26 protein-coding genes and 2 tRNA genes are annotated in these 26063 nt (G+C 39.1%); 23 read left to right on the plus strand and 5 right to left on the minus strand.

What is annotated here, in order from left to right:
- Positions 1–137 precede the first annotated feature (137 nt).
- Positions 138–359: a hypothetical protein gene (locus GGR21_RS04630; RefSeq protein ID WP_183306025.1), complete on the minus strand. Its 222-nt coding sequence runs from the start codon at positions 357–359 to the stop codon at positions 138–140.
- A 173-nt stretch (positions 360–532) separates the two neighbouring features.
- A complete protein-coding gene (locus GGR21_RS04635) occupies positions 533–2200 on the minus strand; it encodes an AMP-binding protein (RefSeq protein WP_183306026.1) in 1668 nt (555 codons plus the stop codon).
- Between the two features lie 178 nt (positions 2201–2378).
- Between GGR21_RS04635 and mtaB the strand changes: the two genes are divergently transcribed.
- From mtaB to GGR21_RS04660, 5 genes are all read left to right on the plus strand, one after another.
- A complete protein-coding gene (gene mtaB / locus GGR21_RS04640) occupies positions 2379–3689 on the plus strand; it encodes a tRNA (N(6)-L-threonylcarbamoyladenosine(37)-C(2))-methylthiotransferase MtaB (protein WP_183306027.1) in 1311 nt (436 codons plus the stop codon).
- Positions 3690–3692: 3 nt separating this feature from the next.
- Positions 3693–4616, plus strand: a complete 924-nt coding sequence (locus GGR21_RS04645; protein WP_183306028.1) for a lysophospholipid acyltransferase family protein — start codon at positions 3693–3695, stop codon at positions 4614–4616.
- Positions 4613–5632 carry a glycosyltransferase family 2 protein gene (locus tag GGR21_RS04650; RefSeq protein ID WP_183306029.1) on the plus strand — a complete coding sequence of 340 codons (1020 nt, stop codon included), beginning with the start codon at positions 4613–4615 and terminating at the stop codon, positions 5630–5632. The genes GGR21_RS04645 and GGR21_RS04650 overlap by 4 nt, the downstream gene beginning before the upstream one ends.
- A gap of 93 nt (positions 5633–5725) precedes the next feature.
- On the plus strand, positions 5726–6355 hold the full coding sequence (locus tag GGR21_RS04655; RefSeq protein ID WP_183306030.1) for a DUF4294 domain-containing protein: 630 nt from the start codon (positions 5726–5728) through the stop codon (positions 6353–6355).
- A 95-nt stretch (positions 6356–6450) separates the two neighbouring features.
- Positions 6451–7026: an outer membrane beta-barrel protein gene (locus tag GGR21_RS04660; protein ID WP_183306031.1), complete on the plus strand. Its 576-nt coding sequence runs from the start codon at positions 6451–6453 to the stop codon at positions 7024–7026.
- An 89-nt stretch (positions 7027–7115) separates the two neighbouring features.
- Here the strand turns inward: GGR21_RS04660 and GGR21_RS04665 are convergent, their stop codons facing one another.
- On the minus strand, positions 7116–8816 hold the full coding sequence (locus GGR21_RS04665) for a hypothetical protein (RefSeq protein ID WP_183306032.1): 1701 nt from the start codon (positions 8814–8816) through the stop codon (positions 7116–7118).
- Between the two features lie 242 nt (positions 8817–9058).
- A complete protein-coding gene (gene glpE / locus GGR21_RS04670) occupies positions 9059–9352 on the minus strand; it encodes a thiosulfate sulfurtransferase GlpE (RefSeq protein WP_183306033.1) in 294 nt (97 codons plus the stop codon).
- 114 nt (positions 9353–9466) lie between these two features.
- Between glpE and metA the strand changes: the two genes are divergently transcribed.
- From metA to GGR21_RS04760, 18 genes are all read left to right on the plus strand, one after another.
- Positions 9467–10414 (plus strand): homoserine O-acetyltransferase MetA, encoded by a 948-nt coding sequence (metA, locus tag GGR21_RS04675; RefSeq protein WP_183306034.1) that lies wholly within the window; start codon positions 9467–9469, stop codon positions 10412–10414.
- A gap of 21 nt (positions 10415–10435) precedes the next feature.
- Entirely contained in the window at positions 10436–12271 is a 1836-nt protein-coding gene (locus tag GGR21_RS04680; RefSeq protein WP_183306035.1) for a peptidase U32 family protein, read from the plus strand.
- A 149-nt stretch (positions 12272–12420) separates the two neighbouring features.
- Positions 12421–12840 (plus strand): VanZ family protein, encoded by a 420-nt coding sequence (locus tag GGR21_RS04685; RefSeq protein ID WP_183306036.1) that lies wholly within the window; start codon positions 12421–12423, stop codon positions 12838–12840.
- The gene (locus GGR21_RS04690; RefSeq protein ID WP_183306037.1) at positions 12837–13367 is read left to right on the plus strand and encodes a TlpA family protein disulfide reductase; all 531 of its coding nucleotides are present in this window, start codon (positions 12837–12839) and stop codon (positions 13365–13367) included. Before GGR21_RS04685 ends, GGR21_RS04690 begins: the two co-directional genes overlap by 4 nt.
- 1 nt (position 13368) lies before the next feature.
- On the plus strand, positions 13369–13965 hold the full coding sequence (gene hisH / locus GGR21_RS04695) for an imidazole glycerol phosphate synthase subunit HisH (RefSeq protein WP_183306038.1): 597 nt from the start codon (positions 13369–13371) through the stop codon (positions 13963–13965).
- Positions 13966–13974: 9 nt separating this feature from the next.
- Positions 13975–14436: a DUF4870 domain-containing protein gene (locus GGR21_RS04700; RefSeq protein WP_183306039.1), complete on the plus strand. Its 462-nt coding sequence runs from the start codon at positions 13975–13977 to the stop codon at positions 14434–14436.
- A 7-nt stretch (positions 14437–14443) separates the two neighbouring features.
- Positions 14444–15166: a 1-(5-phosphoribosyl)-5-[(5-phosphoribosylamino)methylideneamino]imidazole-4-carboxamide isomerase gene (gene hisA / locus GGR21_RS04705; RefSeq protein ID WP_183306040.1), complete on the plus strand. Its 723-nt coding sequence runs from the start codon at positions 14444–14446 to the stop codon at positions 15164–15166.
- Positions 15167–15210: 44 nt separating this feature from the next.
- The gene (locus GGR21_RS04710; RefSeq protein WP_183306041.1) at positions 15211–15699 is read left to right on the plus strand and encodes a hypothetical protein; all 489 of its coding nucleotides are present in this window, start codon (positions 15211–15213) and stop codon (positions 15697–15699) included.
- A 12-nt stretch (positions 15700–15711) separates the two neighbouring features.
- A complete protein-coding gene (gene hisF, locus GGR21_RS04715) occupies positions 15712–16464 on the plus strand; it encodes an imidazole glycerol phosphate synthase subunit HisF (protein WP_183306042.1) in 753 nt (250 codons plus the stop codon).
- Entirely contained in the window at positions 16461–18068 is a 1608-nt protein-coding gene (locus GGR21_RS04720) for a S41 family peptidase (RefSeq protein ID WP_183306043.1), read from the plus strand. The genes hisF and GGR21_RS04720 overlap by 4 nt, the downstream gene beginning before the upstream one ends.
- Positions 18069–18074: 6 nt before the next feature.
- Positions 18075–18671, plus strand: a complete 597-nt coding sequence (hisIE, locus tag GGR21_RS04725) for a bifunctional phosphoribosyl-AMP cyclohydrolase/phosphoribosyl-ATP diphosphatase HisIE (RefSeq protein WP_183306297.1) — start codon at positions 18075–18077, stop codon at positions 18669–18671.
- A gap of 4 nt (positions 18672–18675) precedes the next feature.
- Complete coding sequence (locus GGR21_RS04730; RefSeq protein WP_183306044.1) at positions 18676–19374, plus strand: cell division ATP-binding protein FtsE; 699 nt, start codon at positions 18676–18678, stop codon at positions 19372–19374.
- 62 nt (positions 19375–19436) lie between these two features.
- A complete protein-coding gene (locus tag GGR21_RS04735; protein ID WP_183306045.1) occupies positions 19437–19967 on the plus strand; it encodes a GNAT family N-acetyltransferase in 531 nt (176 codons plus the stop codon).
- Positions 19968–20087: 120 nt separating this feature from the next.
- The gene (locus GGR21_RS04740) at positions 20088–21935 is read left to right on the plus strand and encodes a 2-oxoacid:acceptor oxidoreductase subunit alpha (RefSeq protein WP_183306046.1); all 1848 of its coding nucleotides are present in this window, start codon (positions 20088–20090) and stop codon (positions 21933–21935) included.
- Positions 21936–21937: 2 nt separating this feature from the next.
- Entirely contained in the window at positions 21938–22972 is a 1035-nt protein-coding gene (locus GGR21_RS04745; RefSeq protein WP_183306047.1) for a 2-oxoacid:ferredoxin oxidoreductase subunit beta, read from the plus strand.
- 126 nt (positions 22973–23098) lie between these two features.
- A tRNA-Gly gene (locus tag GGR21_RS04750) sits at positions 23099–23171 on the plus strand.
- A gap of 38 nt (positions 23172–23209) precedes the next feature.
- Positions 23210–23293, plus strand: a tRNA-Leu gene (locus GGR21_RS04755).
- A 308-nt stretch (positions 23294–23601) separates the two neighbouring features.
- Positions 23602–24447, plus strand: a complete 846-nt coding sequence (locus GGR21_RS04760; protein ID WP_183306048.1) for a hypothetical protein — start codon at positions 23602–23604, stop codon at positions 24445–24447.
- Between the two features lie 8 nt (positions 24448–24455).
- On the opposite strand, the gene GGR21_RS04765 is transcribed toward GGR21_RS04760, so the two are convergent.
- Positions 24456–26063 (minus strand): MFS transporter, encoded by a 1608-nt coding sequence (locus GGR21_RS04765; protein WP_183306049.1) that lies wholly within the window; start codon positions 26061–26063, stop codon positions 24456–24458.

Here is a 26063-nt window from a genome sequence, read left to right on the forward strand (position 1 = left end):
TGTACAAAGATAGTGTTTTTATCGAAAAAAACATTCATAAACATAGGGGCGTGTAAATATGGCGCCTTGAAAGGCTAAAATAAAAAAACCTATATGAGTGATCATACAGGTTTAATCCTTTTGTGTTGTTCGCCGGATTACTTTTTCTCAAGAGCAGCGATTGAGTCAAGAACTGCTTGAACTTTAGCCAAAGAATCTGCCTGAAGAGCTGCTTCAGCTTCAACTTTAGCAATAGAGTCTGCTCTGGCAATAGAATCCTGGATTCTTTTTTGCTCTTCTTCCGGAGAAGGTTTGCTTCCACCACAAGAAGCGAAAGAGATTGCAACGATAGCAACAGCAAATAATACTAATTTTTTCATTTTTCTTTCTATTAAAACTTAAACGGTAAATGTATTTGAGTTATTTCTGATAACACGCTGCAAAGATATATAATAATTACGTTATGTTGTATAACACAATTATAATTTTTTTAGTATTTTTTCTGGAAATAATTCAAAAAACGACTTTTTTTCGTTTTTTCGTCTATAATAGATTAATTTTCATACAAATATCTTTTTATGCTTTTTTTAGGAGTTTTTTCAAATTCACCAGGGTAAATCTGTATTGCGGAGATATTTTCGTAACTGGCGAGCATCTTGTTGAGATTTTGCTTATTCTGATCCATTATAGCAGGTAGCATTTCCTGGTCAACATGTGCGGCGTCCATTGTTTCATAGTCGGGATGCACCAATGCTACCAGTTTACCGCTACGCTCTACGATAAGGCTTTCCATCACAAAAGGCATATTGTTGAGCTTCGATTCTATTTCCTCAGGGAAAATATTTTGTCCGCTTGGTCCTAATAACATTGTTTTGCTACGGCCGCGTATAAATATACGGTTGTTTTTGTCTATCGTGCCCAGGTCTCCTGTCCTGAGCCATCCGTCTTCTGTAAAAGCAGCTTTGGTGGCTTCCTCATTCTTATAGTAGCCCTTCATCACATTTTCTCCACGAACCTGTATTTCTCCTACAATGTTGTACGGATCTTCCGAATCGATACGGACTTCCATTATATTGTCCAGTATTTTTCCACAGGAAGTGGGTATAAAGTCATAGTTATGATCGTAGGATATCAATGGAGCGCATTCGGTCATTCCGTACCCCACGGTAAATGGGAATTTAATTTTGTGCAGGAAGGCTTCTACTTCTCCGTTTAGGGCGGCTCCTCCGATAATAACCTCATGGAAATTGCCTCCCAGACCTTCCATCAGTCCTTTTCTTATTTTTGCATATATCTGGTCTCTTACGATTGGCACTTTAAGCGCCATCTTTATGGCAGGTTTTTCAATCTTAGGCAGAATGGACTTTTTATATATCTTTTCTATAACTAATGGTACCGATATTATCAGATGAGGTTTGATTTCTGCAAAAGCTTCCGACAGTATTTTAGGGGAAGGTGCTTTTCCTAACAAAGTGGTATGCGAACCTTCTGTCAGGGAATAGAGAAATTCGAAAGCACAGCCATATGCATGAGCCAGCGGCAGAAAGGACACTATGTTTTGTCCTCTGAATAATAGTTTAAGGTAATGTGCATGGGTTATATTCCCGGCCAGATTATTTGCCGTTAACATCACTCCCTTGCTAAAACCGGTTGTTCCTGATGTATAATTGATAAGTACAACTTCCGAATTATTTACTTCTGCATATTTAATATTGTCAGAAGTAAAACCTTTCGGATATTTCTGATTCATTTTATCATTAAGAGACTCACTGATAAGAGAAAAATGTTCCCCTTTTCGTTCATACAAACATTTAAAACTAAGATCGTTAACTGAAAAAGCGCCTCTTATGCTAGGTAAATAATCCTCGTCCAATGATTCCCATATAGTAGTATTGGTGAATAAAAGTTTAGATTCGGAATGGTTGATGATATGTTGTACGTTGTCTGCGTGAAAATCCTGTAGTATGGGGACTATTATTCCACCATATGTGATAACAGCCAGATAAGTAGCGCACCAGGGGATATTGTTTTTGCCTATCAGTGCAATCTTGTCTCCTTTTTTCACCTTGGCTTCCGATAACAGAATATGTATACGTGCTATTTCACGGGCGAGGTCTTTATAATATAAGGTTTTCTTCTCGGAGTAATCAGATAATCCTTTTAGATCCCAATTATTTTTGAAGCTGTTTTCATATAACTCAATTAGATTCTTATCGATCATAAATATTGCTCATTTTTGATGAATTTGTGCAAAAATAGGAAGTCTGCATAGAATCTACAAGTATTTTGTCGTTAAAGTTGTAACAATTATGTAATTTTGTACTCTTTTTAAAACAGCCATGTTTTGTGTTTATTGGCTATTGTGTTCAAAATAATTTATTTAGGTTCTCACAACAATAATGATAGATAATTCAATATTTGAAAATAAAAAGGCCGCATACCTTACATTGGGCTGCAAATTGAACTTTGCCGAGACATCAGCCATTGGCAGGCAGTTATTGCAGGTCGGTGTACGCAAGGCCAGGGAAGGGGAAATAGCAGATATTTGTGTCATTAATACTTGCTCTGTTACAGAATTTGCAGATAAAAAATGCCGGCAAGCCGTGCGTAAACTGATAAAAGAAAATCCGGGGGCTTATGTGATTGTTACCGGATGTTATGCGCAATTGAAGCCGGAAGATATTTCGGGAATAAAAGGTGTGGATATTGTCTTGGGTTCGGAACAGAAGCTGGATGTAGTAGCTTATCTGGATGAGTTAAAGAAGAAAGATAAGGGAGTAATACACACATCTAAAACAAGTAAGATAAAATCATTTGTGCCATCATGCTCACAGGACGATCGTACACGCTATTTCCTGAAAGTGCAGGATGGATGTGACTATTTCTGTTCGTTTTGTACCATACCATTTGCCCGGGGACGCAGCCGTAACGGGGCAATTGAAAGCATGGTGAAGCAGGCGCAAGAAGTGGCTGCCAAAGGGGGAAAAGAAATAGTTCTGACAGGTGTAAATATCGGGGATTTCGGCAAGACTACAGGTGAAAGCTTTATTGACCTTATAAAGGAGTTGGATGAAGTGGACGGTATTGAACGTTTTCGTATTTCGTCGATAGAACCTAACTTATTAACTGATGAGATTATAGAATTTGTTGCTCGTTCGAAGCGGTTTGCGCCACATTTTCATATCCCTTTACAGGCCGGATCGGATACTGTATTGAAGTTGATGCGTCGCCGTTACGATACGGCATTATTCCGTCACAAAGTGGAAAAAATAAAATCCATATTACCGTATGCTTTTATTGGGGTAGATGTAATTGTGGGAACCCGTGGCGAGACGGACGAATATTTCGAAGAAACAGTGCAATTTCTCGAAAGCCTTGATTTTTCCCAACTTCATGTGTTTACCTACTCTGAACGTCCTAATACGCAGGCTTTAAAGATTGAACATGAGGTTGATCCGAAGACTAAGCATGCTCGTTGCAAAGTGTTATTGGATATCTCGGACCGGAAATTGCAGGCGTTTTATCAATCGCAGCAAGGAACAGCTCATAAGGTGTTGTTCGAGCATGCACAGCATGAAAAAGTGATGTATGGCTTTACTGAAAATTATGTAAAAGTGGAAACTCCGTATAGCGAGAAAAAAGCGAATGAAATAAAAATTGTTACTTTGGGAAATTTTAATAAAATGAAGTCAGCACTTGTAGAAGGATAAGTTATGGATAAACTACTGTATTATATATTGTATTTCTGGATGTATCTGCATGCCTTGTTGCCATTCAGGGTACTTTATATTTTATCGGATATACTGTATTTATTTGTGTACAAGATCGCGGGATATCGCCTTAAGGTTGTCCGAGGTAATCTTTCATTGTGTTTTCCTGAAAAAACAGAAAAGGAAAGAAATGAGATTGAACGTAGATTCTATCATCACTTCTGCGATTATTTTGTAGAAACAATTAAACTTCTGCATATTTCAGATAAACAGATGGCTAAAAGAATGCAGTTCGATAATATGGATCTGGTAAGAGAACGAATGAAGAAAGACGGGAATTCTGCGCTTATGTTTCTGGGGCATTATTGTAACTGGGAATGGGTACCTTCCATCACAATGCAGTTTAGAGGAGTTGGAGAGGAAGATATAATGCTTGGTCAAATATATAAACCATTGAGAAATAAGGCTGTCGACGATTTGTTTCTAAAGATTCGCAGTCGTTTTGGTTCGCTGAGCATTCCTAAAAATGAAACATTACGCGCCATTATAAAACTTAGAAGGGAAAAGAAACAAATTCTTATCGGTTTTATGGCGGATCAGACTCCTTCGGCGGTGAATATTCACTATTGGACAGATTTCCTGAACCAGGATACTCCTGTATTTACGGGTGTAGAACGTATTGCCAAACAAACCGGATATGCGGTGTTCTATCTCGATATGGAGAAAATAAAGCGGGGATACTATAAGGGTACCGTGCGGCTGATTGCTGATAAACCGAAAGATGAACCGGATAATCGGATAACGGAAACTTATATCCGTGCAATGGAAAAAACAATTCTTCGCGATCCTGCATACTGGCTTTGGACACATAAGAGGTGGAAAAGGACTCATGAGGAAGTAGAACGTATACAGCAAATCCGCAAATGAAAAAAGTAGCTGTTGTTATTCTCAACTGGAACGGTAGGAAACTTCTCGAAGAATTTCTGCCTTCTGTTGTGAAATACTCTACACATCCCGATGTGGAAATAATAGTGGCAGACAATGGCTCCTCTGATGATTCTATAAACTACCTGCAAACAGTATATACTGACATCCGGCTTATTGTATTACCTGAGAATTACGGCTTTGCCGGTGGTTACAACAAAGCTTTGCAGCAAGTCGAAGCCGAATATTTTGTTTTACTCAATTCGGATGTGGAAGTAACCGAAAACTGGCTGATGCCAATAATCGGGCATCTGGATAGTAATAAAGATATTGCGGCAGCTCAACCTAAAATACGGTCGCAGCGGAATAAGGTTTACTTTGAATATGCCGGAGCCGCAGGAGGATTTCTTGACCGATACGGTTATCCGTTTTGTCGTGGACGGATATTTCAGAATGTAGAAGAAGACCGCGGGCAGTACGATCAGCCTATAGATGTGCTTTGGGCGACAGGGGCCTGTCTGTTTATCCGTTCAACGGACTTTTTTGAAACAGGAGGTTTTGATGCATCTTTTTTTGCCCATATGGAAGAGATAGACCTGTGTTGGAGACTCAGTTGCAGGGGGAGAAGAATTGTATGCTTGCCGTCTTCGACTGTTTATCATGTGGGTGCTGCAACCTTGACGAAGGAAAGTCCCCGCAAAACGTATCTCAATTTCAGGAATAACCTTTTGATGCTCTATAAGAATCTGCCGCAAAAACATCTGAAACGGACAATGATTATTCGTCTTATTCTCGATTATGTGGCCGCTTTTCAGTTTACATTGACAGGTAAGTATGCCAATGCAAAAGAAGTGATAAGGGCTCATAAAGATTTCTATAATAATCGCAAGGAGTATAGAGAGGCCCGCCAGGAAAATTTAGCTAAGAGGGCTGTTGTGACAGTACCTGTTGTGTATTCTAAAAGCATCTTAGCCGCTTATTATCTTCGTTTTGTACGGGTATATTCGAAATTGAAGTAATAGTTCCGGGAGTTATTAATTCTTAATTTTTCATTCTACATTCATCATCTTTTATTTTTCTTGTATATTTGAGAACTTGAATCGAAAGAATATATGAAAAAAGTTGTGTTCATATTATGTGTGTGTGCTATGTTTTCTTCCTATGCCAAAGCGCAGGATGAGAAACCTAAAACATATATCGATGTGGCCGGAATTTATGAAGGTGATACTATTGCATGGTTTCAGCTTCGTCCTGTTTATATATTCGCCCCGCGTAAATTTAAAAATAACAAAGAACGCCAGGAATATACAAAACTGGTGCGTGATGTAAAGAAAACCTATCCCTATGCCCGTAAGATAACTGAAGCTATTATCGAGACTTATGAATATATGGAAACGCTTCCGACCGAAAAGGAAAAACAAAAATATCTGGAAGATGTGCAGAAATTCATGATGGACGAATACAAGCCCCAAATGAAGAAAATGACGAAAAATCAGGGAAAGATATTAGTCAAGCTTGTCGACAGGGAATGTAATACCTCTTCCTATAATATTGTGAAAGCCATTGTTGGTAGTTTCAAGGCCGGTGTTTATCAGACCTTTGCCGGTCTGTTCGGTAACAGCCTGAAAACAAAATACGATCCGGAGGGTAAAGATGCCGAAATAGAGGCTATTGTTATCCAGATAGAGCAGGGAACTGTCGATTACTATTATTCTATCAATTATCACGGATATAAAAAATAAGATTTTTTGTTTATTTAATAAACGGTAGCTTTCGATTTGTTAATTGATTAATTTTATGTTAAATTGCATAATATCTAATTAACCAATTGTCTATCATGAGAAAAGCTGTTATTAGCATATTGTTTTTGTTCACATTCACATTTACATTACACGCCCAATGGGGAGTTAAAGGTGGGGCTGATTATTGTTCTATTACAGGTCATAATCCTTATTCCAACCATGCGGGATTTCACATAGGGGCTACTTATGATTATCAATTATCCGGGAATTTTTATCTACAGCCAGCGTTGTTATTTTCACTTTTCCAGTTTCGTTATCCTGTAACTGAATTATATAATTCGGGTAAAGCGCAAAAATATTCGTTAGAGCTACCCTTGAATTTGTCATTTCAGCCGCATCTTACAGAAAAGGTAAAACTTGTAGTTGATGCCGGTGTTTACTTTAAGTGTGGAATAGCTGGAAATTACAAGCTTAAAGGTGTAGATGATTTGACCGGTTCTTCATACGATGATTTTAACCGTTTCGATTTCGGGCTTAATATAGGTGGCGGTGTCCAAATCAGTAAGATTTATATCGGATTGGGGTATCAGTATGGGCTGATTAATGCTGAAAAAGGAATAAGTGATTATCACAACCAGATTACCCGTATTAGTCTGGGATATAAATTCTGATTTCAATGTAATATAATATAATAAGAAAGGGTTCGATAACTAACTATCGAACCCTTTCTTATTATATAAATAGAATCAATGTCTTATGATTAATTCAACAACATATTCCTTATATCCGAATTAGTAAGGAAACGTGTAAATTCGATATCATTCAGTATCTCGCTTGTCGGAACACCTTTGTCGATAGCCGATTTCAGGTTGCCTGCTACGCCTGATGCATTATTCGTTCTGGCAGCAACAATCGCAGACAGATAACTTGTAGTAGCATCTTTGTTCGGTACAGCATTCAGTATTTGCTGGGCTTTATTGTAGTTCTTGGTTAATATCTGAGCTACAGCGGCATTGTTTGTATTTGCGTTGCCAAATGCCTGAACAGCTTTGTTGTAATCTCCTTTCTGAAGATACAATAATCCCATTGCTTCACCCAGTGTATTTGCTCCGGATGCATTACCTAGCTGTTGCTCTGCCTTGGAAAGGTTTCCTTCAGCCAAAGATAACAATGCCTGGTTCATGTTTGCTTCAGGTGCAAGAGATGTAACGCTGGCAGCTTTACTGAAAGCCTGTGCAGCTTTTGCTGTTTGTCCTGATTGATAGTAGTAAGCTCCGAGGTTGTTCCAGCCGCGATAATCGTTAGGGTATTTCTGAGTTATATAAGTATATACCTTTTCTTTTGATACTCCGTCAAGATTTGCACTGTAAAGCAATTCTTCAACAGTAAGGCCCGACAGGTCAGAATCTGCTGCCTGCTGTAATTCCTGGTCTGTTTTTCCTATTACTTCAACGTTAGCGATTAAGCGGGAACGGCGAAGTTGTGGAAGTATAGTTTCTGCAAGACCTGAATAAACCGCTGAGATATTTTTAATTTCTCTTTCTCTGGTTTCAGTGTCAGGATACATAGATAGCACTCTTAATACAAGATCTTTATCCTGTAGGCTGGAAGCTTGTACCAGTTTCTGGAAGCCTTCCCAGTCCTGAGCAGTGTATTTTGCGTTTATTTCAGTATCTATATCTTTCTTCTGGAATTCCTTTACTAAATAGTCTGTTGTGTTTTTCTCACGTTTTTCAGCTAGTTTTTCATTCAGTTCCAAACCACCGTCTGGTGAAGCATAAGCAGAAATTTCCACATTAAGATTTTTACGTTGGTTGTCGTTAGCTTCTTTTACTAAATTCTGCCATGCGGCGAGATTTGAAGAGTTCAATTCGCTTGAGCGCAATTCGGCTTGTTGGATAAGGAACATGATATCTGCATCATAAGCTTCTTTTATGATACGTTGGAATGCATCGGGAGCCACAGCCGGAGTAGTTGTCGCTGCACTGGCCAGTGCTTGTGTTGCGATTACACCGTCAGCAATTTTTATATCACTGAAACCGGGAACAGTCTGGCCTTTTCTTGAAAAATCGAATCTTAGGAAGAGTTCAGATTTTTTCATTGCCGGAATGTAGTTGAATTCTGAACGCATTGTTATGGCGCTTCCGTTCTCGTAGCTTACAGTTACTCCGTTTCCTGCTACTTTTTCACCCTGATAAGTATAAGGTGTACCCAGAGTTTCTCCTCCCTGATACTTCAATACAGGAGTAATAACAACCGTAGTTTCTTTTTCGAACCATTTAGCAGGGAAACGTCCGTTGATGGTAACAGGGACTTTTGTGCCAACAAGTTCAAGAGGGGAAGGATTTGTCGTAAACAGCGAATTCGCTAAGGGAGTGATTGTCTTTTTACTACAGGATGTAGCTAATACAGCAACAATCATAATCAATGAAAAAAATGATTGGAGTTTTTGCCTCTTCATAAGTTCTAAGATTAGTTTATTTATAATTATTTATTCAAATGTTTTTCCTTCACGCAAATCTACCCTTTTTCTTTCTGAATGAGAAATGTAGATGTTCATTTTTTAAGATAAATAAGAGTTTTAATATTTTTTAATCCTTTATTAAGAATCCTTACACTTACTTTGTTTTACAGCTGTTGCAAGATAGAAAGCAAATGTTTTTAAAGTTTAATGAAATATTCGGTTTAAAGTCAACTATAATTTTAAAAATTCCAGGCTTCATATCCGCCAATAATACTGTACACTTTACCAAATCCTTGCTCTGACAGGTATCCAGCTACTATCTGGCTGCTGTTTCCATGATAACAGATAACGAGCACCGGAGTGTTTCTATTTGTATCTTTCAAAAAAGAAGGAAGATTATCTTGTGTAAGATGGAATGCTTCTGGGGCATGGCTTTGGCTGAAGCTTTCGCTATCTCTGATATCGACTAGCAATGCGGAGTTTGTTTTTAATATTTTTTTAGCTTCCGATGCGCTTATTTGTTCAAATGACATATTATCTGATCTGTTTTACAGAATTTATTACTAACATATAATAAGAACAAAAATAATATACCTTGCCCTTAAAATCATTAACTTTGCGAATTAATTTTTAATAAAAAAGCAAATATGCCTGTTACCATACCAGAAAGTCTTCCGGCAATAGAGATTTTAAAGAAAGAAAATATCTTTGTAATGAATCAGTTAAGGGCCAATCAGCAGGATATCCGTCCGCTGAGGGTTCTTATCCTCAATCTGATGCCGATAAAGATAATGACAGAGACAGATTTGATCAGGTTGTTATCGAATAATCCTTTACAGGTAGAAATAGATTTCCTGAAGCTGGAGACTCATGTTTCAAAAAATACACCCGAAGAGCATTTGCTGATGTTTTATAAAAACTTCAGTGAGGTGAAAGAAGATTATTATGACGGGATGATCATTACAGGTGCTCCGGTTGAGCTCTACGAATTTAAAGATGTGACCTATTGGCCCGAAATATCATCTATATTCGATTGGGCGCGCACTCATGTTACATCTACGCTATATATCTGTTGGGCAGCACAGGCGGCGCTTTATCATTTCTATGGAGTGAAGAAATATCCATTATCCGAAAAAATGTTTGGTGTATTCAAACATATAGCCCACGATAAGAAATTCCCTTTATTCAGAGGGTTCGATGATGAATTTTATATTCCGCATAGCCGGCATACTACAGTAACTCGGGAAGATATACTGAAATATCCTGAATTAAAGATATTATCGGAATCGGACGATTCGGGTGTAGGCATTGTTATGTCCCGTGGCGGGAGGGAATTTTATTTCACAGGGCATTCCGAATATGCGCCATATACGCTTCATAACGAATATGTGCGGGATGCAGAAAAAGGACTTCCTATAAAAATACCTTATAATTATTATAAGAACGATAATCCTGAAAATCCTCCTGTTGTGAGATGGACAGGTCATGGTAATTTGCTGTTCAATAATTGGCTGAATTATTTTGTTTATCAGGAAACACCATACGATAAAACAAAGATACAGGAGCTGGGGGATATATTACCTGTTAATGAATAATCAATAAGGAAATAAACAGACTTGCTTAAAACGCGAAAAATAGAACTTCTTGCTCCGGCAAAAAACATGGAGTGCGGTATCGAAGCCATCAATCATGGAGCCGATGCCGTTTATATAGGTGCACCTCGGTTTAGCGCTCGGGCTGCTGCAGGTAATACGTTGAAAGACATTAAGCAGCTATGTGAATATGCACATCTGTTCAATGCTAAAGTATATGTGGCTCTGAATACAATATTAAACGATAAAGAACTTCAGGAAACAGAACTGCTTATCCGGCAGCTTTATAATGAAGCTAAGATCGATGCGCTCATTATACAGGATATGGGCATTACAATGCTCGATCTTCCCCCCGTGGCTTTACATGCCAGCACACAGGTTGACAATAGGGGAGTCGAGAAAGTGAAATTCCTTGAAGAAGCAGGTTTCAGACAAGTGGTACTGCCTCGCGAACTTACAGTGGATGAGATACACGACATTGCTTCGCAGGTAAATATTCCTTTGGAAGTCTTTGTGCATGGTGCTTTATGTGTGAGTTATAGCGGCCAGTGTTACCTCAGTCAGGCTCTTTCGGGTCGTAGCGCTAATAAAGGTGCTTGTGCCCAGTATTGCCGTTTGCCCTATTCGCTGGTAGACTCAGCAGGCGAAGAGATTGTTTCGAAGAAACATCTTTTATCGATGAAGGATTTGAATCTTTCCGGTAATCTGGAAGAATTACTGGACGCAGGCGTAAGTTCACTGAAGATAGAAGGGCGGCTAAAAGATGTTTCGTATGTGAAGAATGTGGTGGCGTATTACAGAAAGAAGCTGGATGCTATATTTGCAAAACGCCCCGAGTATTTAAGAGTGTCATCGGGTGCGGTCACATATGCATTTGAACCGAATTTGGAAAAAAGCTTTAACCGTAGCTTTACTAACTATTTTTTGCACGACCGTAGTAAAGATATCTGGTCTTTGGATTCTCCTAAATCGGTAGGCGAGCCAATCGGCAAAATCACAGAAATAACAACAAAATATATTAAGATTAATACTCAGAAGGAATTTCATAATGGTGACGGGCTTTGTTTCTTTAATCACAGGAAGGAATTGGAGGGGATCAATGTAAACAGGGTAGAGGGTGACCGTATTTATCCGGCTTCGATTCCCGACATAAAACGTGGCGCGTTTGTCTATCGTAATTATGACCACGAATTCGAAAAGGTTTTATCAAGGAAATCCGCCGAACGGAAAATAAAGGTGGAAATAGACGTCGATGAAATACCTTTCGGGTTTTCTTTACAGGCAACAGACGAGGATCAAAACGTTGTTGTCCTTAATTTTGAATATGATAAACAAGCAGCTCAGAAACCTCAGACTGAAAATATAAAAAGCAATCTGGGCAAAACGGGCAATACTATTTTTACAGTAGACAGTGTCGATATAAAATTCGCATCATCATGGTTTATTCCGGCATCTGTTCTGTCGGATTGGCGCAGGCAGTTGACGGATAAATTACTCTCTGTCCGGAAAATAGCATATAGACCGGAAATTGTAAAACACCGGCAAACTTTCCATCCGTTTCCTCAAAAGGAAATCAATTATCAGGGGAATGTGATGAACACAAAAAGCAGGCAATTCTATGAACAGCATGAAGCCAGGGTAGCTCAACCTGCTTTCGAAAAGCAGGAGCAAAAAGATGTTCCTTTAATGTTTATCCGCCATTGTATTAAATATTCATTGGGCTGGTGTCCTAAAGAAAAGGGAGAGAGGCATCCATATAAAGAACCTTTCTTTTTGATATATAATAATACTAAATTAAAGCTTTCGTTCGATTGCAAGGTCTGCGAGATGAAAGTCTTTAATGATTCTGCCGCAGAATAATATACATATTGATATTTTCAGTATCTTTGATGTCTTGTATATGAGTGGTAGATAGTATTTAAAGATAAGTTTCTATATTAAAAACTACCAATGGTTGTGCTTGTAAAAGCAATAAATAGGTCTGTGACCTTAATACCCTGTAACCTTATATGTTGAAAAGAATATTTAAATACACCTGGCCTCCGGCTATTGTAGCCGTTATAATATTTTACCTGTGCTGCCTTATTCCGCCTGACGATGTTCCGGATGTAGGATTTGAGTTCTTTATACCAACAGATAAGGTCGTTCATTTTTTGATGTATTTTGGTTTGGCAGGTATTGCGTCTTTCAATTATGTATATGATAAGAAAGGGCATATTATCATACTAAAATTATTAGTATTTGCTATATTGGTTCCAATCCTGTATGGTGGTTTGATCGAAATTCTGCAGGCAGAGTTTTTCCCGCTACGATCGGGCGATTGGTACGATTTTTTAGCGGATGTGCTGGGAGCTTTAGCCTCCATCCCATTCTCTCTATGGTTTAGACGTATATTATTAAACAGACAATTAAAAGAAGAAGAAGCATGAAAGCCAGATTATTTATATTATTAAGCGGTTTGTTTTTTGTCCTGGGAGCAGTTGCTCAGAACATATACCCCGATCAGTATAAGGTGAAGGTAGGGGATATGGCTCCCGATTTTGAGATGAGTTTGCCATCCGGTGAAAAAGTGAAACTATCCTCTTTAAGGGGAAAGGTGGTTATGCTTCAATTTACTGCCAGCTGGTGTGGTGTATGCCGGAAGGAAATGCCTCATATAGAAAAAGAAATATGGCAAAAGCATAAGGACAATACTGAATTTACTCTATATGGTATTGACCGTGAAGAGCCTGCGGAAACTGTATTGAAATTTGCTAAAGCCACAGGAGTTACTTATCCTATAGGTCTCGATCCGCAGGGAGATATATTCGCTTTGTATGCAGAGAAAAATGCAGGTATTACCCGGAATATAATAATCGACAGGGATGGCAAGATTGTAATGCTTACCCGGCTTTTTAAATTGGAGGAATTTGGAGAAATGGTTGAACTGATCGATTCTCTGTTGGAAAAGAAATAAAATGGATATAGCTATTATTAAATATAACGCTGGAAATATTTTTTCTGTAGAGCACGCTTTTAAGCGTTTAGGTGTAGATGCTGTTGTAACAGAAGATAAGGAATTGATAAAAAAAGCAGACAAAGTAATTTTTCCCGGAGTGGGGGAGGCCAGCACTACCATGGATTATTTGCGTCGATCAGGTTTTGCCGATCTCATTCCTGATCTGAAACAACCTGTGCTGGGTATCTGCCTGGGAATGCAGCTGATGTGTTCATATTCGGAAGAAGGAGATGCCGATTGCCTGAATATCTTTGATGCACCGGTGAAACGGTTTATACCACAGAAGCAGGAGGATAAAGTACCCCATATGGGATGGAACAATATTATGGATGTAAAGAGTGCTTTGTTTGACCAGTCGCTGGAGGATCAGTTTGTCTATTTTGTACATAGTTATTATGTACCTGTGACAAACGATACCATAGCAACGACTAATTATATACAACCTTTTAGTGCCGCTTTGCATAAGGATAATTTTTATGCCACACAATTTCATCCCGAAAAGAGTGGGAGCGTAGGAGAAAGAATCTTGAAAAACTTTTTGTCAAATACTAAATAAAATTAAGTCATGGATAAATATGACGATTTAAGGAAACTGGAAGAACTTCGTGAAAGAGGGGTTATTTCGGAAGAAGAGTTTCAGAATGAAAAACAACGGATATTGAATTCTGACAACTACTATCGTAAAGATATCGGAGGTATGTCGATAAATACATATCTGTTACTTATGCACCTGTCCCAGTTTGCCGGGTTTATTGTTCCCGGACTAGGCTTTATTGCGCCTATTGTAATGTGGGTAGTAAATAAGGAAAATCCTGAAGTAGACAAGCATGGTAAGAATATTGCCAATTTCATGATAAGCATGATCATATATGCCATTGTTTCAGCCATATTGATCATATTGATTATAGGTATTCCGATGCTGATTGCCATAGCTGTCATCGAACTTGTCTTTATAATAATAGCTGCGGTTAAAGCAGCAAACGGAGAATATTGGAAATATCCGTTGGCAATACAGTTTTTTACATAAATATAAAATGATAGAAATTGTTCCGGCTATTGATATCATCGATGGTAAGTGCGTGCGCTTATCGCAAGGAGATTACAATGCCAAGAAAGTCTATAACGAAGACCCTGTCGACGTCGCTAAGATGTTTGAGGATGCGGGTATCCGCCGCTTACATCTTGTCGATCTCGATGGAGCTAAAGCCAAACGTATTGTTAACCAGACGATTTTAGAAAAGATCACTTCCAACACTTCGCTTATTGTCGATTTTGGCGGAGGGGTACAAAGTAATGAGGATATAGAGATCGCTTTCAACTCAGGAGCTTCTATGGTTACAGGAGGCAGTATTGCTGTCCGAAACCGGGATTTGTTTCTTAGCTGGATACAGAAATACGGATCAGGAAAAATCATTCTGGGTGCTGACTGCAAAGACCATAAGATCGCTGTTTCGGGCTGGCAGGAATCTACCTCTGTCGATATCATTCCCTTTCTGGGAGATTATACCAAAGAAGGAATCACAAAAGTTGTTTGTACCGATATAAGTAAGGATGGTATGCTTCAGGGCCCTTCCTTAGATTTATATAAGGAAATATTGGAAACATACCCTGACATGTACCTTATTGCCAGTGGTGGAGTAAGTTGTTTTCAGGATATACTTGATCTGGAGGCCGCAGGGGTTCCTTCGGTAATATTAGGTAAGGCTATATATGAAAATAGAGTGACTTTGAGGGAGTTAGCTGGTGTGAATTTATGAGATATTGTCTGCTCTTAGTTCTGGCTCTTTTTTGTATAAATATTATGGGGCAGGACTCTATCCCTCGCACAATATATTATCCGAGGTTCCGAGAAGGGACAAAGGATATAAGCCTGTACACGGGCTTCGTTATGAGCGGAGAGGAGAAAGTTTCTACCAGAGGCTTTGAAGTTGGCTTGTCCAAAGATTATCTTGTACCCCCATTACTCATAAGTTATGGCTATTATGGTGCAAGTGAGTTTTTATTTAACCGGGATGGTTTTCTTATGGGACCGAAAGCGGGGTGCTACGCCAGTTTTTTTATAGCATATATTGGTAATGAACTGGTACTCTATAACGATTTCAAGAAAAGTTCCCTGCATTATGCTCCCTATTTTGGGATAGGGGTTCCCGGAGGCAGGATATCGATTGCATATCATCTGCCATTTTATAATAAAGACTTCCGGTATAAGAGAAACTTTACAATAAATATAGCTGTAAATATTTTCAATATCTCTAAAAAGAAATTTTATTGGCACAATCTCAATAAATAGGAAAAAATAAAGATGCTTGCAAAAAGAATAATACCCTGCCTCGATGTAAAAGATGGCAGAACTGTAAAAGGAACCAACTTTGTAAATCTGCGTGAAGCCGGAGATCCGGTGGAACTTGGAGTAAAATATAGCGAACAGGGAGCCGATGAACTGGTCTTTCTCGACATTACTGCATCTCACGAAGAACGGAAAACTTTTACCGATCTTGTAAAGCGCATTGCGGCAAATATCAATATACCGTTTACTATTGGCGGAGGAATAAATGAATTGTCGGACGTAGATCGCCTGTTGAATGCCGGAGCCGATAAGGTATCTGTTAATTCCACAGCCATAAGAAATCCTAAGATTATAGAAGAAATTGCAAAAAATTACGGTTCACAGGTATGTGTATGCGCAATAGATGCTAACTTTGAGGGTGGAATATGGTCTTGCTATACAAGTGGCGGACGCAATAAGACGGAAAAGGAACTGTTTTCGTGGGCAAAAGAAGCTGAAAACCTGGGTGCAGGCGAAATCCTGTTCACCAGTATGAACCACGACGGCGTGAAAACAGGCTATGCGAACGAAGCTTTACGCCGATTATCCGAAACATTGGATATTCCGGTAATAGCCTCTGGTGGCGCTGGAAATATGCAACATTTCCGGGATGTATTTGTTGAGGGTAAAGCAGATGCTGCATTGGCTGCCAGTGTTTTTCATTTTGGAGAGATTGCTATAGAAGATTTGAAAGAGTATCTCAAGATTCAAAATATTATAGTGAGATGAAAAGTAGATTTATACCTGTATTATTCTTGTTATTAGGGGTACTCTCTTCCAGGGCGCAGGTATTGTCACGGGATTCACTATATAATGAATTCCGGTATTTTGTAAAGTTGCTGGAAGAAACTCATCCTGATCCGTACAGCGAATATGGAGGAAAGGTATCATTTCATAAAAAAGCTTTTGAAACGGGGCAGACATTAAAATCAACTGACTATACACTGGAACAATATCAAGATGTACTTGCATCCTTTATCTCAGGACTTCATGACGGGCATACCAATGTAAATAATTCGTCTCAACTTGAGACAACACGCTATATTTCTCTTATGCTCAAAGCGATTCCGGAAGGTATGATTGTAAAAGGTCTACCAGAAAAAGATGTTAAATATCTGGGTAGCAGGGTTATTTCTATAAATGGAATCTCACTTGATTCGTTGTGTGCCGGAATGTCAGAAATATTACCCAATGAGAATAAGTATGGGGAATATATGAATCTGGAATACATAGTCTACAATCCTTCCCGTCTGATGCAACTGTTTTCTGGTTTGAAAAACAGTGAAAGTCTTGTGATGCAAATACAAACACCGGAGGGAGAAATAAAAAATATAGTAATTCCGGTCACAGAAAATAAAGAATGGTATAAAGTAGATTTTGTTCAACTGCCGAAACAGAGTAGATTGTCGCATGATGAATATTTATATTACAATATGGCTGATGGAGGACAGACAATGTATCTACGAATGAAGTCCGTGATGGCGCGAGAGAATTTTCTAGCCATGCAACAACAGAAGTGGCCTTCGTTTGAAAATCAGCTAAAAGGTTTTTATCAATGGACAATACGCAAAGAAATGCCTGAAAATACAGATGAAGCTATACTTCAGTTGCCTTGCTTTGCTGAGGTTTTTCGTAATATGCTTTCTGAAATGAAAATGAATAATACCCCTAATCTCATTATCGACCTCAGGGGTAATGGTGGAGGGTGGACGCCGATTACATTGCCGACATTATATATGATGTACGGAGATAAATATCTGAATACAGATATAGAAACCCATTACTACCGGATGTTTTCGCCTCTTTACATGAAGAAGCTTGGAACTACTTTAGAAGACTTTAACAGGAATAATAATTCAGATTACTTCTATGGAGATTACTCGTTCGGCAATTCTTCCGGTGAAGATTTGACACAAGAGGAAAAACGGGCGCAGTTCGTGAAAAACACTATTGGTAATGGTGGAGATTATATAGAAGATCTGAATGGAAAACCTGTATATACACCTGAAAAAGTTTATGTGCTGACTGATGTGGGTACATTTAGCGCGGCATTCCATTATGCATTTTACCTGTGGAAAATGGGGGCTGTCGTGGCTGGGGTTCCTTCCGCGCAAGCACCTAACACATTTATGGAGACAACTGCGTTTGAGTTACCATATACAAAGACTAAAGGAAGCATTTCCAACAGCGCACAATACTTTTTGCCGTCAACGGATAAAAAAGCTAAGACATTCTGGCCCGATGTAATGCCTGAATACGAAGACTATAAAAAATATAATTTCGACCAGGATGCTGAACTATTGTGGCTCCTCGATCGTATTAATAATAATTAGATGGATATGAATCTCGATTTTGATAAAGTAAACGGCTTGATTCCTGCTATCATACAGGATAATGAGACAAACAAGGTTTTGATGCTTGGCTATATGAATGAAGAAGCCCTGCAAAAAACACAGAAAACAGGGCGGGTGACATTCTTTAGCCGCACTAAGCAACGCCTTTGGACAAAAGGAGAGGAAAGTGGAAATTTTCTGAATGTGGTGAGTATTAAGGACGACTGCGATCATGATACCCTGCTGATAAAGGTAAATCCTGTAGGGCCTGTGTGCCATACCGGAGCCGATACCTGTTTTGACGAAGAGAATAAGGAAGATATTTTATTCTTAAAATATTTGCAACATTTCATTGAGAAACGTTATAAAGAGATGCCGGAAGGTTCTTATACAACGTCTCTTTTCCAGTCGGGGATAAACCGCATGGCTCAAAAAGTGGGAGAAGAAGCGTTGGAGTCGGTTATCGAAGCTTGTAACGGTACAGATGACCGTCTGATATATGAATCGGCCGATATGATGTACCATCTTATCGTTTTGTTAACATCGAAAGGATTAAGTATAGAAGATCTGGCAAGGGAATTACAGAAACGTCATAAGAAGTAATATTATGGACGAAGAAAAAGATGTAATCGTAAAATACGAAGGTGTCGATCTCGATCGTGACAGGAATACAATTTTGAGCGATATCAATATTGCGATCAGGGAAGGTGAATTTATATACCTCATAGGTAAAGTCGGTTCAGGAAAAAGTACTTTTCTGAAAAGTCTTTATCACGAAATTCCTTTGGAAAAAGGTCATGGCCGTATTTTAGATTATGAATTGGAGAATCTGAAAAAAAAGCAAATACCATACTTGCGGAGGAAAGTCGGGATTGTCTTTCAGGATTTTCAGTTATTGACAGACCGGACTGCCGAAAAGAATCTGGAATTTGTATTACGGGCAACAGGCTGGAATAATAAAGACCTGATCTCTATTCGTATTAATGAGGTACTCACACAGGTAGGAATGCAGAATAAAGGATATAAAATGCCGCATGAATTGTCTGGTGGGGAACAGCAGCGTATTGTTATTGCGCGTGCTTTGCTGAATTCTCCCGAAATAATCCTTGCGGATGAACCTACCGGAAACCTTGACCCTGAGACTGGCAATCAGATCGTGCAATTGTTGCATACAATTTCACAGGAAGGTACAGCGGTGATCATGTCTACACATAACTATGCTGTGGTACAAAAATATCCGGGGCGTATAATCAAATGTGAAGACGGACATCTGAAAGATGTGAAACTGAATAGTCATCATAACTAAATCGGTGGAGTCAATTATGAATGCATTGTTAACTGTTAACTGTTAACTGAAAAGAGGGAGTTATGGAAATTAGAAATTTGGACTTAAAAAATAACCACGAGGTTTCATTTGTGGAGAATCTGTATATCGAGTCTTTTCCGTTGAGCGAGCGTCGCCCGGTGGAAACGATGTTCGACCTGTATAAAGAAAATTCTCCGTTTGTAATATCAGTTACTATCGAAGATGATAACCTGGTTGGTTTCCTTACCTACTGGGATCTGGATGATTTTATATTTGCAGAGCATTTTGCGATATCGCCCGAATTCAGGAATGGAGGCTATGGACGTAAAGTAATGGAACTCTTCAAGACTAATATGGTAAAACCTATTGTTTTGGAGGTTGAACTGCCAGCCACAATATTGTCAGAGCGCCGGATCGGTTTTTATCAGCGTTTGGGCTTTAAGTTGTGGGAAAATATACAGTATCAGCAACCTGCTTATTATGAGCATACCGGAGCTATACCAATGAAACTGATGTCGTATGGAGATATAGATGTTGAAAAAGAACTGGTAGAAATAAAAGGTAAAATATACAGTATTGTCTACGAATGCTGATAAAAAACATTCCATCTTTATCGTGTTTGATATTTTTTCGAAAAATATGTTTGTATATTCGTGAATACTTTTTTCCTTTGTTTGTAATTTAAAAACATTCTATATATTTAAGATCAAGTAATGCAAAACACAGTAGAAATTAAGGACGTAAAGGACATAGTCATACGTTTTTCCGGCGATTCGGGAGATGGTATGCAGTTAACCGGAACCATCTTTTCCAATCTATCCGCTATTTTCGGGAATGAAATATCTACATTTCCCGATTATCCGGCTGAAATACGAGCTCCGCAAGGAACTTTATCCGGAGTTTCGGGATTTCAGGTACATCTGGGAAACCGTATTTATAATTCGGGAGATCAATCGGATGTATTAGTAGCAATGAATCCGGCGGCATTGAAAGTAAATGCCAAATACCTGAAGGAAGATTCAGTTATTATTGTCGATACCGATTCTTTTGAAAAAAGGGATCTGGAAAAAGCCTTATTTGCTACCGAAAGCCCTTTTACCGAATTAGGACTTACTTCTCAGCAAATTATATCTGTACCCATCACTTCACTGACAAAAGAAAGCCTTGAGGGAATGGAACTGGATATGAAATCGCGTATCCGCTGTAAGAATATGTTTGCGCTGGGACTTGTGTGCTGGTTATTCAACCGTCCTTTAGATGTTGCCAATAATATGCTTTCATCCAAATTTGCAAAGAAGCCTGTTTTGGTCGAAGCAAACCTAAAGGTATTGGCTGATGGGTATAACTACGGGCACAATACAGATATGTCCATAACATCATATAAGGTAGAAACCGTGAATGTGGACAAAGGTTTTTATCTGGAAGTAAATGGTAATACAGCAACAGCATACGGACTGATCGCAGCTTCGGAAAAAGCAGAGCGGCCTTTGTTTCTAGGCTCTTATCCGATCACTCCGGCAACTGATATATTGCATGAACTGGTTAAATTTAAACAACTGGGAGTAAAAGCCATCCAGGTGGAAGACGAAATCGCAGGTGTTTGTACTGCGATAGGCGCAAGCTTTGCCGGAAATCTGGCAGCTACATCTACATCCGGCCCCGGACTGGCTCTGAAAAGCGAGGCGATAGGCCTTGCCGTGATGGCCGAATTACCGCTTGTTGTTATAGATGTTCAGCGTGGTGGGCCTTCCACAGGATTGCCTACAAAAACAGAACAGACAGACCTTCGTCAGGCTTTATACGGGAGGAACGGTGAAAGCCCTATCGTAGTGATGGCTGCCGCAACTCCTACCGATTGCTTCGATATGGCCTACTGGGCATCGAAAATTTCCCTTGAACATATTACGCCTGTCATATTACTTACCGATGGTTATATTGCCAACGGTGCATCGGCATGGCGTATACCTGATATGGATAAGTATCCGGCAATTGCACCACACGATCAGACTTTAGTTGATAGTAACGAATGGCGTAGTGCCCTGCGTGACGATACAACCTATGCACGTTATTGGGCTGCCGCGGGAACAGAAGGCTATACTCATCGCATAGGCGGCCTCGAAAAAGATTATGATACAGGCGCTATCTCTACCGATCCGGCAAATCACCAGAAAATGGTGGATACCCGCCGTATGAAAATAGAGAAGATATCTGAATATATCCCCCAACTGGAACTTGTAGGCGGTGAAGACGCCGAATTGCTGATTGTAGGCTGGGGTGGTACATACGGACATTTGCGTGAAGCTGTGGAAAGACTGAATGATATGGGACATAAAGTCGCATTGGCTCATTTCCGTTTTATCAATCCACTGCCTAAAAACACTTTGTCAGTATTGAGCAAATTCAAGAATATTGTTGTGGCAGAACAAAACAACGGCCAGTTTGCGGGTTACCTGATGGAGAAAATCCCGGGCTTGCAGGTCGAATTATATAGCAGGGTAGAGGGACAACCGTTCTCTATATCCGACTTGGTAGAAACATTTAAAAATAAATTAGAAAAATAAGCATGATGGATATAAATTTGAAACTAGCCCCATCTCATCAGGCTAAAGATTATAAGAGCGACCAGTATGTACGCTGGTGTCCGGGTTGCGGCGACCATGCCATACTTAATTGTCTACACAAAGCTATGGCCGAACTCGATATAGAGCCACATATGACGGCTGTCGTGTCGGGTATAGGATGTTCGTCCCGTTTGCCATATTATATGAATACTTATGGCTTCCATTCTATTCATGGTCGTGGCGCGGCAATTGCTACGGGCGTAAAAACTGCTAACCCGGAATTATCGGTATGGTTGGCAACAGGCGATGGAGATAGCCTTGCTATCGGTGGTAACCATTTTATTCACGCTGTACGTCGTAATATAGATATCAATATTCTTTTGTTTAACAATAAGATATATGGCCTGACTAAAGGGCAATTCTCCCCGACTTCGGACAGGGGAGCTATTACCAAATCGTCACCATATGGTACAGTAGAAGATCCTTTCCATCCTATCGAACTGGCTTTAGGGGCAAGAGGAACTTTCTTTGCACGTTGCGTTGATGTCGATCTGGCTAACACCACAGAGATTTTGGCTGTAGCTGCACGACATAAAGGTACTTCGGTTATCGAGGTGTTGCAGAATTGTGTGATATTTAATGATGCTATTCACAGCAACATAGTAGATAAAGCATGGCGTGCCGAACGTACAATTCTACTGAAACATGGAGAGAAGATGCTGTTCGGAACCAATAAGGACAAAGGCCTTGTTATGGACGGCTGGAATCTGAAAGCGGTGACAATAGGCCAGGAAGGATACACAATAGATGATGTATTGATACATGATGCCAAAACTCAGGACAATACATTGCATCTGAAGCTTGGTCTTATGACCATCGAAGATAACCTGCCTGTGGCTCTAGGTGTCATCCGTGACGTGGAAGCTCTTGCATACGATCAGTGTGTCGCAGATCAGATCTCGGAAGTTCAGGCTAAAAATCCTGTGAGAACTTTGCACGACTATCTGATGACAAAAGATGTCTGGGAAGTGAAATAAAAAAGCTTATATACGTAATCACTCTTGTAAACAGAGTGATTGCAGTAAAAAGCATATTTTAGATGAAATAGCGGGCGCAAAAATTTTGCAAAAAAGAAAAAACGCATTATCTTTGCGCTCACCAATGCGAAAATAGCTCAGTTGGTAGAGCACGACCTTGCCAAGGTCGGGGTCGCGGGTTCGAGTCCCGTTTTTCGCTCAAATGTGACAGTGGTCACATTTTTTATTTAAAGGTATGCGCACGTGGTGAAATTGGTAGACACGCTACTTTGAGGGGGTAGTTTCTGTAAGGATGTACGAGTTCGAGTCTCGTCGTGCGCACAAAGGTTTTCAAGAAATTGGAAGCCTTTTTTGTTTTAGGAATGTGGTCAATTTTGTGGTCAAAAAACATATAGAAAAAGATTACATTCTAAATACTCCTTCTTGTTTCTGTGTTGTAAATTTATAAAATAATTATTTCTGGCTTATCATGTTTCTTCCCTTTTCGAGATGGTTTTTTCTTTTCTGAGTAGCAACTAACAGGCTGGTCCTTCTGGAGTAGATATAACTTTTTTACATTCAATACAAATTTTATGATTGTGAACCATTTTATATTTAAAATATATTTACATTTGCTTTTAAAATAGAATATGAAAAGAGATTTAAGAAGAATATTTGATAAAAGTTTTAAAGTCTGTTGCCTTGTTGTAACTCTGATTGTTGGAGTTATTAGTTTGTTAGATGTTGCAGGGTATCAAACATCTCTATTCAATATCTGCCTTTTTATAGGAATTCCGGTAGTTCTTGTTTTTATTTATTTTTTTATTAAAGATTCAAGCATAAATGATACTATCTATGATCCTGAATTATTAGATGAGAATTCCGGATTCTCTATTTCATATGACACTAAAGATGATTGTCGGTTTTTAAATCAAAATACACAAAGGGTATTTGGTAGCGATTTCATTGATGATGCGGTCGCTGAATCATGGAGACGTGTTAATCCAAAAGGGTTTTTATGTCTAAAAGACTCATCGAAAAATATTTGGGCAGGATTGACCTTATTATCTATTGAGCCAAAGTGTTTTAAGTTTTTTAAAGATGGTATAATAAAAGAATCTGATATAGACTATGAGAGTTTAAACAGTTTTGAGGAATCTTTTGATTTTAATGATTTATATATTACATTAATAATAGTAATAAAAGCCCCTTATGTGAGGAAAAGACATGCTTTACCAATCATGATATGGGGATTCTTTGAGTATTTAAAGAAAAACTATTATTCTGAAAATGGAAAGAAATACACATTATATGCATTGCCTATTAATCAAGACAGTGAGAATTTGTTGATCAACTTCGGTTTTACTGTTTATCCTAATTTACAAAGAAAAGATAAACATCGATTATATTATTTAGAATTAACGTCCGAAAACCTTGAACGTGCATCATCCCGTGTGCCAGACTATTCTAAAAAATGTAAACTTGATATCGATTAAAAACCACCTTATCCCGACATATCATTACCCATCTTCATTAGCTTAACAGGAGTAAACTGAAGGAGATAGAGAACAATACATACTAACAGGATGATCCCTAAAATCAGCATCCATCCGGCAATGGTTTTTATACTAACTGTCGTTGATTGTATTTGTATAGTTTGGTATAAAGTATTTGTCGCCAGTTTTTGAGCATCTTCCAGGCTCCAGCCTTGTGCCAGAGCATTATTTACAGATGTTGTAAACTGGCTTGATGCCAGTTGGTTTTGCATATCCACACCTTGCGATAGTATGCTGATATTCTTTTGTTGTAGGCGATACAGCCAATTGGTCAGGACAGATGCGCCTACAGCAGGAGCTATCGCAGAACGGGCTGATATAAGGAAAAAAGCATTGTAAATCAATTGTTTTGGAGAAAGCCCGTATATACCATAAATGGCGAATGCCACAAACAATACAAGCATTCCAACCCCTCTTAGGAACATTAACAAGTATAAATCTTCATAAAGCCCGTATGGGGTGATCTTAAAATACAGGATGGCTATAGATACTGTAAAACAGGCAAATCCCAGGAAGATAAGCCATGTCATACGGATTTCTTTCAAAAACCAGTAATAGCAGATAATGCCTCCGACTATAAATCCCGGAATCATATAGAGATAGAGTTCATTTACATGTGTACTGTCGAGCCGTAAAACGTTGGTGGTATATGATGATACCAGAATACTGAAAGATGCGTAAAACATCAACAGGAATGAAAGCAGATAGACAGTAACCGAGTTGCGGTTCTTTAGCACACTCATATCCAAGAACGGTTTGTCGGAGAACTGACGGCGTATAAAAAGCCATCCGGTAAGAGGGATAAGTATAGTCGCTATCAGTATGCTGCCCGAAGCAAACCAGTCTTTGGTTTTACCATAAGTGGCCACATAAATAATAGACATAAAACAAACCGATACAAGAAAGAAACTCAGCCAATCTATATCTTTCAACGGAATGCGTATCAACCGCCTGGCAAAAGACATGCAGGTGACAACGGCGATAATAGCGACCAATAGCATCAATATCATAAAATAATACATATACTGCCAGTTAAACATATAGGCGAGTTCGGCGGTAAGTACCAGGGATAACTGCCCGCAGGCAAGTGTTATGGGGTAAAATTTGGCATAGAATTCGTTACGTGTGCCACTGGGGCTCAGGGCAGGCATCAGTATATTGATGGTCTCTATCATCGAGAATGCTTTGAAATACCCGATAAAGAAACTGCAAACGATGATCACCTCCATGTAATTCGTTTCAGCACAGATAAGGCTTAACAGTACCTGAAACAAGAGGACTATAAGAATGATCGTTTTAGCGGTAGCAATGGGTTTCACCTTTGGAATGACCAGGTGAGCCACAGCCATACCTGCGGATGAGGCATAATAGGCCATATTTATATCCTCGGAGATTACACCCAGGTAACCGGATATATCTATGTTACTCCCTGTATACGCTCCGTTGACAAGTAATATAGGAATAAGTATTAATAGCGCGACGATCACCTTCAGCCAGTTGGGAACCCAATGCCTGAAAGGACTTATCGTTGCTCGTTGTATTACGGGAATTATCAT

It is taken from the genome of Dysgonomonas hofstadii (assembly GCF_014196915.1).
GTDB lineage: Bacteria > Bacteroidota > Bacteroidia > Bacteroidales > Dysgonomonadaceae > Dysgonomonas > Dysgonomonas hofstadii.

What these genes read in the sequence shown, in the direction of transcription:
- GGR21_RS04630 (WP_183306025.1), bottom strand. Translation starts at nt 359, where the DNA reads ATGAAAAAATTAGTATTATTTGCTGTTGCTATCGTTGCAATCTCTTTC.
- GGR21_RS04635 (WP_183306026.1), bottom strand. Translation starts at nt 2,200, where the DNA reads ATGATCGATAAGAATCTAATTGAGTTATATGAAAACAGCTTCAAAAAT.
- mtaB (WP_183306027.1), top strand. Translation starts at nt 2,379, where the DNA reads ATGATAGATAATTCAATATTTGAAAATAAAAAGGCCGCATACCTTACA.
- GGR21_RS04645 (WP_183306028.1), top strand. Translation starts at nt 3,693, where the DNA reads ATGGATAAACTACTGTATTATATATTGTATTTCTGGATGTATCTGCAT.
- GGR21_RS04650 (WP_183306029.1), top strand. Translation starts at nt 4,613, where the DNA reads ATGAAAAAAGTAGCTGTTGTTATTCTCAACTGGAACGGTAGGAAACTT.
- GGR21_RS04655 (WP_183306030.1), top strand. Translation starts at nt 5,726, where the DNA reads ATGAAAAAAGTTGTGTTCATATTATGTGTGTGTGCTATGTTTTCTTCC.
- GGR21_RS04660 (WP_183306031.1), top strand. Translation starts at nt 6,451, where the DNA reads ATGAGAAAAGCTGTTATTAGCATATTGTTTTTGTTCACATTCACATTT.
- GGR21_RS04665 (WP_183306032.1), bottom strand. Translation starts at nt 8,816, where the DNA reads ATGAAGAGGCAAAAACTCCAATCATTTTTTTCATTGATTATGATTGTT.
- glpE (WP_183306033.1), bottom strand. Translation starts at nt 9,352, where the DNA reads ATGTCATTTGAACAAATAAGCGCATCGGAAGCTAAAAAAATATTAAAA.
- metA (WP_183306034.1), top strand. Translation starts at nt 9,467, where the DNA reads ATGCCTGTTACCATACCAGAAAGTCTTCCGGCAATAGAGATTTTAAAG.
- GGR21_RS04685 (WP_183306036.1), top strand. Translation starts at nt 12,421, where the DNA reads ATGTTGAAAAGAATATTTAAATACACCTGGCCTCCGGCTATTGTAGCC.
- GGR21_RS04690 (WP_183306037.1), top strand. Translation starts at nt 12,837, where the DNA reads ATGAAAGCCAGATTATTTATATTATTAAGCGGTTTGTTTTTTGTCCTG.
- hisH (WP_183306038.1), top strand. Translation starts at nt 13,369, where the DNA reads ATGGATATAGCTATTATTAAATATAACGCTGGAAATATTTTTTCTGTA.
- GGR21_RS04700 (WP_183306039.1), top strand. Translation starts at nt 13,975, where the DNA reads ATGGATAAATATGACGATTTAAGGAAACTGGAAGAACTTCGTGAAAGA.
- hisA (WP_183306040.1), top strand. Translation starts at nt 14,444, where the DNA reads ATGATAGAAATTGTTCCGGCTATTGATATCATCGATGGTAAGTGCGTG.
- GGR21_RS04710 (WP_183306041.1), top strand. Translation starts at nt 15,211, where the DNA reads ATGGGGCAGGACTCTATCCCTCGCACAATATATTATCCGAGGTTCCGA.
- hisF (WP_183306042.1), top strand. Translation starts at nt 15,712, where the DNA reads ATGCTTGCAAAAAGAATAATACCCTGCCTCGATGTAAAAGATGGCAGA.
- GGR21_RS04720 (WP_183306043.1), top strand. Translation starts at nt 16,461, where the DNA reads ATGAAAAGTAGATTTATACCTGTATTATTCTTGTTATTAGGGGTACTC.
- hisIE (WP_183306297.1), top strand. Translation starts at nt 18,075, where the DNA reads ATGAATCTCGATTTTGATAAAGTAAACGGCTTGATTCCTGCTATCATA.
- GGR21_RS04730 (WP_183306044.1), top strand. Translation starts at nt 18,676, where the DNA reads ATGGACGAAGAAAAAGATGTAATCGTAAAATACGAAGGTGTCGATCTC.
- GGR21_RS04735 (WP_183306045.1), top strand. Translation starts at nt 19,437, where the DNA reads ATGGAAATTAGAAATTTGGACTTAAAAAATAACCACGAGGTTTCATTT.
- GGR21_RS04740 (WP_183306046.1), top strand. Translation starts at nt 20,088, where the DNA reads ATGCAAAACACAGTAGAAATTAAGGACGTAAAGGACATAGTCATACGT.
- GGR21_RS04745 (WP_183306047.1), top strand. Translation starts at nt 21,938, where the DNA reads ATGATGGATATAAATTTGAAACTAGCCCCATCTCATCAGGCTAAAGAT.
- GGR21_RS04760 (WP_183306048.1), top strand. Translation starts at nt 23,602, where the DNA reads ATGAAAAGAGATTTAAGAAGAATATTTGATAAAAGTTTTAAAGTCTGT.
- GGR21_RS04765 (WP_183306049.1), bottom strand. Translation starts at nt 26,063, where the DNA reads ATGATAATTCCCGTAATACAACGAGCAACGATAAGTCCTTTCAGGCAT.